Source organism: Streptomyces africanus (assembly GCF_002150735.1).
Taxonomy (GTDB): domain Bacteria; phylum Actinomycetota; class Actinomycetes; order Streptomycetales; family Streptomycetaceae; genus Streptomyces; species Streptomyces africanus.
The window spans coordinates 46,316-53,583 of sequence record NZ_MUKA01000007.1; the positions used below are offsets into that span (position 1 = coordinate 46,316).

The 7,268-nt window shown below is 71.5% G+C and carries 7 protein-coding genes; 5 read left to right on the top strand and 2 right to left on the bottom strand.

Going from position 1 to position 7,268, the window contains the following annotated elements; genetic code table 11:
• Nucleotides 1-5 precede the first annotated feature (5 nt).
• Together CCL05_RS01720 and CCL05_RS01725 are read right to left on the bottom strand one after the other, a co-directional pair.
• On the bottom strand, nucleotides 6-656 hold the full coding sequence (locus CCL05_RS01720; protein WP_086558678.1) for a dihydrofolate reductase family protein: 651 nt from the start codon (nucleotides 654-656) through the stop codon (nucleotides 6-8).
• Between the two features lie 113 nt (nucleotides 657-769).
• Nucleotides 770-1,135: a cupin domain-containing protein gene (locus tag CCL05_RS01725; RefSeq protein ID WP_086558679.1), complete on the bottom strand. Its 366-nt coding sequence runs from the start codon at nucleotides 1,133-1,135 to the stop codon at nucleotides 770-772.
• A gap of 188 nt (nucleotides 1,136-1,323) precedes the next feature.
• Here CCL05_RS01725 and CCL05_RS01730 point away from each other — a divergent pair, with 188 nt between their 5' ends.
• The 5 genes from CCL05_RS01730 (at nucleotide 1,324) to rbsD (ending at nucleotide 7,188) form a co-directional block, all read left to right on the top strand.
• Nucleotides 1,324-2,343 carry a LacI family DNA-binding transcriptional regulator gene (locus CCL05_RS01730; protein WP_086558680.1) on the top strand — a complete coding sequence of 340 codons (1,020 nt, stop codon included), beginning with the start codon at nucleotides 1,324-1,326 and terminating at the stop codon, nucleotides 2,341-2,343.
• Entirely contained in the window at nucleotides 2,340-3,884 is a 1,545-nt protein-coding gene (locus CCL05_RS01735; protein WP_086558681.1) for a sugar ABC transporter ATP-binding protein, read from the top strand. Before CCL05_RS01730 ends, CCL05_RS01735 begins: the two co-directional genes overlap by 4 nt.
• On the top strand, nucleotides 3,874-5,823 hold the full coding sequence (locus tag CCL05_RS01740; RefSeq protein ID WP_086558682.1) for an ABC transporter permease/substrate-binding protein: 1,950 nt from the start codon (nucleotides 3,874-3,876) through the stop codon (nucleotides 5,821-5,823). The genes CCL05_RS01735 and CCL05_RS01740 overlap by 11 nt, the downstream gene beginning before the upstream one ends.
• A gap of 76 nt (nucleotides 5,824-5,899) precedes the next feature.
• On the top strand, nucleotides 5,900-6,802 hold the full coding sequence (locus CCL05_RS01745) for a ribokinase (RefSeq protein WP_086558683.1): 903 nt from the start codon (nucleotides 5,900-5,902) through the stop codon (nucleotides 6,800-6,802).
• Nucleotides 6,799-7,188: a D-ribose pyranase gene (gene rbsD, locus CCL05_RS01750; RefSeq protein ID WP_086558684.1), complete on the top strand. Its 390-nt coding sequence runs from the start codon at nucleotides 6,799-6,801 to the stop codon at nucleotides 7,186-7,188. Before CCL05_RS01745 ends, rbsD begins: the two co-directional genes overlap by 4 nt.
• Nucleotides 7,189-7,268 lie beyond the last annotated feature (80 nt).

Consider the following 7,268-nt stretch of genomic DNA (forward strand, 5'->3'; position numbering starts at 1 on the left):
TGCCGTCACTTCCGCCAGAACAGGTGATGCGTCACCCCGCTCGGACTCGGCACGACATCGCAGTGGAACCGGTCGAACAGCTCCTCCGGCGACTCCCAGAGCCGTGAACCGGATCCGAGCTTCAGCGGCGAGACCGCGACATGGAGGGTGTCCACCAGGTCGGCTTCGAGGAACTCCCGGATGATCGTGGCTCCGCCGCCGAGCCGGACGTCCTTGCCCTGGGCGGCCTCCCGGGCCTGTTCGAGGACCGCGGCCGGCTCGCCGCCGACGAAGTGGAACGTCGTGTCGGACAGGGTGAACGAGGGGCGTTCGTGGTGGGTCATGACGAACACCGGCGTGTGGAACGGGGGTTCCTCGCCCCACCAGCCCTGCCACTCGTAGTCCTGCCAGGGGCCGCGCTGGGGGCCGAACTTGTTGCGGCCCATGATCTCGGCGCCGATGTTGTGCGCGAAGTCGCGCGTCAAGTAGTCGTCGAGACCGCGGCTCCCGCCGGGGTCGGTGCGATTGGGCCAGCTCGCCGTGGCGCCGGCCCAGGCGAACATCTGCCCCGGGTCGGCGTGCCCGAAGGGCCGCTCCAAGGTCTGGTGCTCACCGGCACCGAATCCGTCGCTCGAGACGTTGAAGTTCTGCACGCGCAGTAGCTGCTGCTGGGACACGGCGCTCCTCCTGAGGGGTGGTCGATGCCTGTGGTCGTCGATGCCCGTGGTGGTCGACGAGGGTTGGACCGCCCGGGCCGGCGAAACTCATCGGTGGCCCGATTTCCTCCGGCTCACCCCGCCTGCGCGACCACGTGCTCGATCACCTGCCGGAAGTCCTCGTTCGGGGAGAACTCCACGAACTCGCTGTCCTCCAGGGCGACCGGGACATGACCGGGCCCCCAGTAGTACGCCTGTCCCGCCTCGTACTCCTCCTCGCCGGAGGCCGTGCGCATCCTGATCCGGCCCTTCAGCAGAAAGCCCCAGTGGGGGACCTGGCACGCGTCGCCGGGCAGGCCCTCGAGGGCCGGGCCCATGTCCGTGCCCCGGGGCAGGCTGATGTAGCTGACCGACATGTCGCCCCCGATCGGCATGGTGCGTACCTCCACGCCGTCGCTTTCGAGCGCGACGGGTACGTCGTTCCGGGTCGCCGCCGTCATGAATCCTCCGCTCCGGCCCGTTCAGGGACCTCGCGACAACGGACCCCCTCCCTCCACCCTGAACCGCCGGGCAGCACCCCGCGACATCACGATCCGGTCAAGAGGTGCCCTCGGGGTCTTGATTTACCGACGTGTAATCGATTCCATCCAGGTCGATGTAATCGATTCCACGAGGAGGTGGAGCGGCGGTGGCCAGCATCAAGGACGTCGCTGCCGAGGCCGGCGTATCCGTCGCCACGGTCTCGCGCGTCCTGAACGACCACCCGTCGGTCAGCGCCGACGCACGCACCCGCGTGCTGGCCGCCGTCGAGTCCCTGGGCTACCGCCCGAACGCCGTCGCCCGCTCCCTGCGCACCGACCAGACCCACACCCTCGGCCTGGTCATCAGCGACGTACTGAACCCGTACTTCACCGAACTGGCCCGCTCCGTCGAGGAGGAGGCCCGCGCGCTCGGCTACAGCGTCATCATCGGCAACGCCGACGAGCGGCCCGACCTCCAGGACCACCACGTGCGCAACCTGCTGGACCGGCGGATCGACGGGCTGCTCGTCTCCCCCACGGACGGTGGCTCGCCGCTGATGCTGGACGCGGCCCGGGCGGGGACGCCCATGGTGTTCGTGGACCGGTGGATCCCGGGCGTGGACGTGCCGGTGGTCCGGGCGGACGGCCGGGCCGCCGTGCGGGATCTCGTGGCGCATCTGTACGGGCTCGGGCACCGGCGGGTCGCGATCATCGCGGGTCCGGCGGCGACCACGACCGGACGCGAGCGCGTGGAGGTCTTCAGGGAGGCTCTCCGGGAGCACGGGCTCGACCTCCCCGCGGCCTACACGGGCCAGGGCGACTTCCAGGCCGAGAGCGGGCGCCGGGTCACCGAGGGGTTCCTCGACCTGGCCGAGCCGCCCGAGGTCGTGTTCGCGGCCGACAACCTGATGGCGCTCGGCGCGCTGGACGCCGTACGCGCGCGTGGACTGCGCGTGCCGGACGACATCGCGCTGGCCGCGTTCGACGACATCCCGTGGTTCGTGCACACCGATCCGCCGGTCACCGCGATCGCCCAGCCCACGGGCGAGCTGGGCCGGGCCGCCGTACGGGCCCTGGTCGACCGCATCGAGGGGCGGCCCGGCGAGTCCGTCACCCTCCCCGCCCGCCTCGTCGTACGCCGCTCGTGCGGCGAGTCCCCCTCCCCAGTGCAAAGGAGCACGACGTGAGCAACCCGGACGAGTTGCTGCGCATCGAGGGCATACGGAAAACCTTCCCGGGTGTGGTCGCGCTGGACGGCGTGGACTTCGACCTGCGCCGGGGCGAGGTGCATGTGCTGCTCGGTGAGAACGGCGCGGGCAAGAGCACCCTCATCAAGATGCTCTCCGGCGCCTACACGCCCGACGCCGGGCGGATCCTGGCCGGCGGCGAGGAGGTGCGCATCCAGGGTGCGCAGGACTCCGAGCGGCTCGGGATCGCCACCATCTACCAGGAGTTCAACCTCGTTCCGGATCTGACGGTCGCCGAGAACCTCTTCCTGGGGCGGCAGCCGCGCCGGTTCGGGGTGATCGACCGCAAGCGGATGGAGGCCGACGCCGAGGTCCTCCTCGCGCGCGTGGGCGTGAACGTGTCGCCCCGCGCGCGGGTGCGCGAACTCGGCATCGCGCGCCTGCAGATGGTCGAGATCGCCAAGGCGCTCAGCCTCGACGCGCGGGTGCTCATCATGGACGAGCCGACCGCCGTGCTCACCTCCGAGGAGGTCGAGAAGCTCTTCGCGATCGTGCGCACGCTGCGCGAGGACGGCGTCGGCATCGTCTTCATCACACATCACCTGGAGGAGATCGCCGCCCTGGGTGACCGGGTGACGGTCCTCCGGGACGGCCGGAGCGTCGGGCAGGTCCCGGCCTCCACGCCCGAGGACGAGCTCGTACGGCTCATGGTGGGGCGGTCGATCGAGCAGCAGTATCCGCGCGAGCGGGCCGGCCGCGGTGCCGCCCTGCTGTCCGTCGAGGGACTCACCCGCGACGGTGTCTTCCACGACGTCAGCTTCGAGGTGCACGCCGGTGAGGTCGTCGGCATCGCGGGGCTGGTCGGCGCCGGCCGTACGGAGGTCGTCCGGGCCGTGTTCGGGGCGGATCCGTACGACAAGGGGGCCGTGAAGGTCGGCGGTTCCTCCCTCCCCAAGTACGACGTCAATGCGGCGATGACCGCGGGCATCGGGCTCATCCCGGAGGACCGCAAGGGCCAGGGCCTGGTGCTGGACGCGTCGGTCGAGGAGAACCTCGGTCTGGTGACGCTGCGGTCCGCCACGCGCGCGGGGCTCGTCGACCTCAAGGGGCAGCGCGAGGCCGCCGAGCGGATCGCGGGGCAGCTCGGGGTGCGGATGGCGGGACTCGGCCAGCAGGTGCGCACCCTCTCCGGCGGCAACCAGCAGAAGGTCGTCATCGGCAAGTGGCTGCTCGCCGACACCAAGGTGCTGATCCTCGACGAGCCGACGCGCGGTATCGACGTCGGCGCCAAGGTCGAGATCTACCAGCTCGTCAACGAACTCACCGCCGCCGGCGCGGCCGTCCTGATGATCTCCAGCGATCTGCCCGAGGTGCTCGGCATGAGCGACCGGGTGCTGGTGATGGCGCAGGGCCGGATCGCCGGCGAACTCTCCGCCGACGAGGCGAGCCAGGACGCCGTGATGGCACTCGCCGTCAGCACTCCGACGACCACGAGCACGAGCACGACTACGACCGGAACGGAGGCCTCCCGTGGCCACTGACACGCTCAAGAGCACCACGGGCGCGAGTGGCGCCACGGGCGGCCTGCGCCGCCTCCTGCTCGACAACGGCGCGCTCAGCGCCCTCATCGTCCTCGTCGTCGCGATGGCGGCGCTGTCCGGCGACTTCCTGACGACGGACAACCTCCTGAACGTCGGCGTGCAGGCGGCCGTCACCGCGATCCTCGCCTTCGGCGTGACCTTCGTGATCGTCTCGGCGGGCATCGACCTGTCGGTCGGCTCGGTCGCCGCGCTGTCGGCCACGGTCCTCGCGTGGAGCGCCACCTCGGCGGGCGTCCCCGTGTTCCTCGCCGTCCTCCTCGCCCTGGCGACCGGTGTCGCGTGCGGCCTGGTCAACGGCATCCTGATCTCCTACGGCAAGCTGCCGCCGTTCATCGCGACGCTGGCCCTGCTGTCGGTGGCCCGCGGTCTGTCCCTCGTCATCTCCGAGGGCTCCCCGATCCCCTTCCCCGACTCGGTCTCCCACCTCGGGGACACGCTCGGCGGCTGGCTGCCGGTGCCGGTCCTGGTGATGGTCGTCATGGGCCTGATCGCCGCGTTCGTGCTCGGCCGGACGTACATCGGCCGCTCGATGTACGCGATCGGCGGCAACGAGGAGGCCGCGCGGCTGTCCGGGCTGCGCGTGAAGCAGCAGAAGCTCGCGATCTACGCCTTCTCGGGCGTCTTCGCCGCCGTCGCCGGTGTCGTCCTCGCCGCCCGGCTGTCCTCCGCGCAGCCGCAGGCCGCCGACGGCTACGAACTGGACGCCATCGCCGCCGTCGTCATCGGCGGCGCCTCCCTCGCGGGCGGCACCGGCAAGGCGTCCGGCACGCTCATCGGCGCGCTGATCCTGGCCGTGCTGCGCAACGGGCTGAACCTGCTGAACGTGTCGGCGTTCTGGCAGCAGGTCGTCATCGGCGTCGTCATCGCGCTGGCCGTGCTGCTCGACACCGCGCGCCGCAAGGCCGGGGCGACCCCGGTCGCGGCCGGCACCGGCGGCGGCAGGGGCCGGCAGGCGGCGACGTACGCGCTCGCGGCCGTCGTCACCGTCGCGATCGTCGGCGCCACGTCCTTCCTGCACAACGGCTCCTCCTCGGCGAGCACCCCGAAGATGGGCCTGTCGCTGTCCACCCTCAACAACCCCTTCTTCGTGCAGATCCGGGCGGGCGCCCAGGCCGAGGCGGAGAAGCTGGGCGTGGACCTGACCGTCACGGACGCACAGAACGACGCCTCCCAGCAGGCCAACCAGCTGCAGAACTTCACCAGTTCCGGGCTCGGCGCGATCATCGTCAACCCGGTCGACTCGGACGCGGCGAGCAACTCGGTGAAGGCCGCCGACCAGGCGAAGATCCCGGTCATCGCCGTGGACCGGACCGTCAACAAGGCGGCGGTGGACACTCTCGTCGCCTCCGACAACATCGCCGGCGGTGAACTCGCGGCCAGGACCATCGCCGACAAGCTGGGCGGCAAGGGCAAGATCGTGATTCTCCAGGGCCAGGCCGGCACCTCGGCCGCCCGTGAGCGCGCCCAGGGCTTCGCGAACGGCCTCAAGGCCTACCCGGGCATCCAGGTCGTCGCCCAGCAGCCCGCCGACTTCGACCGCACCAAGGGCCTCGACGTGATGTCGAACCTGCTCCAGGCCCACCCGGACGTCCAGGGCGTGATCGCCGCCAACGACGAGATGGCGCTCGGCGCGATCAAGGCCCTGGGCTCCAAGGCCGGCACGTCGGTCTCCGTGGTCGGCTTCGACGGCACGCCTGACGGACTGAAGGCGGTCGAGGGCGGCACGCTGTACGCGTCCGTGGCGCAGCAGCCGTCCCAGCTCGGGAAGATCGCCGTGGACAACGCCCTGAAGGCCCTCCAGGGCAAGGAGGTCGAGGAGACGGTGAAGGTGCCGGTGAAGGTCGTCACGAAGGAGAACGTGGCCGGGTTCAGCGGCTGACATCGGGGAACGGCGGGCGGTCGTCCACCTCCTGGTGGGGCCGCCCGCCCATGTCACTCACGTGGGGAGACAACACATGTACGACTACGACCTCCTGGTCGTGGGGTCGGCCAACGCCGACCTGGTGATCGGTGTCGAGCGCCGGCCCGGTGCCGGCGAGACCGTGCTCGGCTCCGACCTGGCCGTCCACCCGGGCGGCAAGGGCGCGAACCAGGCGGTCGCGGCCGCCCGGCTCGGGGCCCGTACGGCTCTGCTGGCCCGGGTCGGCGACGACGCGTACGGCCGGCTGCTGCTCGACTCGCAGCGCTCGGCCGGCGTGGACACGGTGGGTGTCCTGGTGGGCGGCGCGCCGACCGGCATCGCGCTGATCACGGTCGACCCGTCCGGGGACAACAGCATCGTGGTCTCGCCGGGCGCGAACGGCCGGCTGGCCCCGGAGGACGTCAGCGCCGCCGGGAGCCTCTTCCACGCCTCCCGGGTGGTCTCGGCGCAGCTGGAGATCCCGCTGGAGACGGTGGTGGAGGTCGTACGGAACCTGGCGCCGGAGAGCCGGTTCGTGCTGAACCCCTCGCCGCCGCGGCCCCTTCCGCAGGAGGTGCTGGCGGCGTGTGACCCGCTGATCGTCAACGAGCACGAGGCGAAGGTGATCCTGGGCTCGGCCGCCGTCGGGGACGGCCCGGAGGACTGGGCGCGGATCCTGCTCGCGAAGGGCCCGCGGTCGGTGGTGGTGACGCTGGGCGCGGAGGGGGCGCTGGTCGCCTCGGCACAGGGGGTCTCGCGGGTGCCGTCCGTGAAGGTGGGCGCCGTGGACACGACCGGCGCGGGTGACGCGTTCACCGCCGCGCTGGCCTTCCGGCTGGGGGCGGGTGAGTCCCTCGCGGAGGCGGCCGCGTACGCAGCGCGGGTCGGGGCGGCGACCGTGACGAAGGAGGGCGCGCAGGCGTCCTTCCCGACGGCGGCGGAGGTCGCTGCGCAGTGAAGAAGGCAGGAATCCTGAACCGTCATCTCGCCGGTGCGCTGGCCGAACTGGGTCATGGGGACGGGGTGCTGGTGTGCGACGCGGGCATGCCCATTCCCGACGGCCCCCGGGTGGTGGACCTCGCCTTCCGGGCCGGGGTGCCGGCGTTCGCCGAGGTGCTGGAGGGGCTGCTGGCCGAGCTGGTGGTGGAGGGGGCGACTGCGGCGCAGGAGGTGCGGCGGGCGAATCCGGCGGCGTCGACGCTGCTGGACGGGCACTTCCCCGCGCTGGACCTCGTCCCGCACGAGCGGCTCAAGGAGCTGTCGGCCGGGGCCCGGCTGATCGTCCGCACGGGCGAGGCACGGCCGTACGCGAACGTGCTGCTGAGGTGCGGTGTCTTCTTCTGAGGCTGCTTCTTCAAGAACCTTCTTCTTCAAGGGGGCCCGGTCCGTGGACCGGGCCCCCTCGGCTTTCCCCTCCCGTCAGG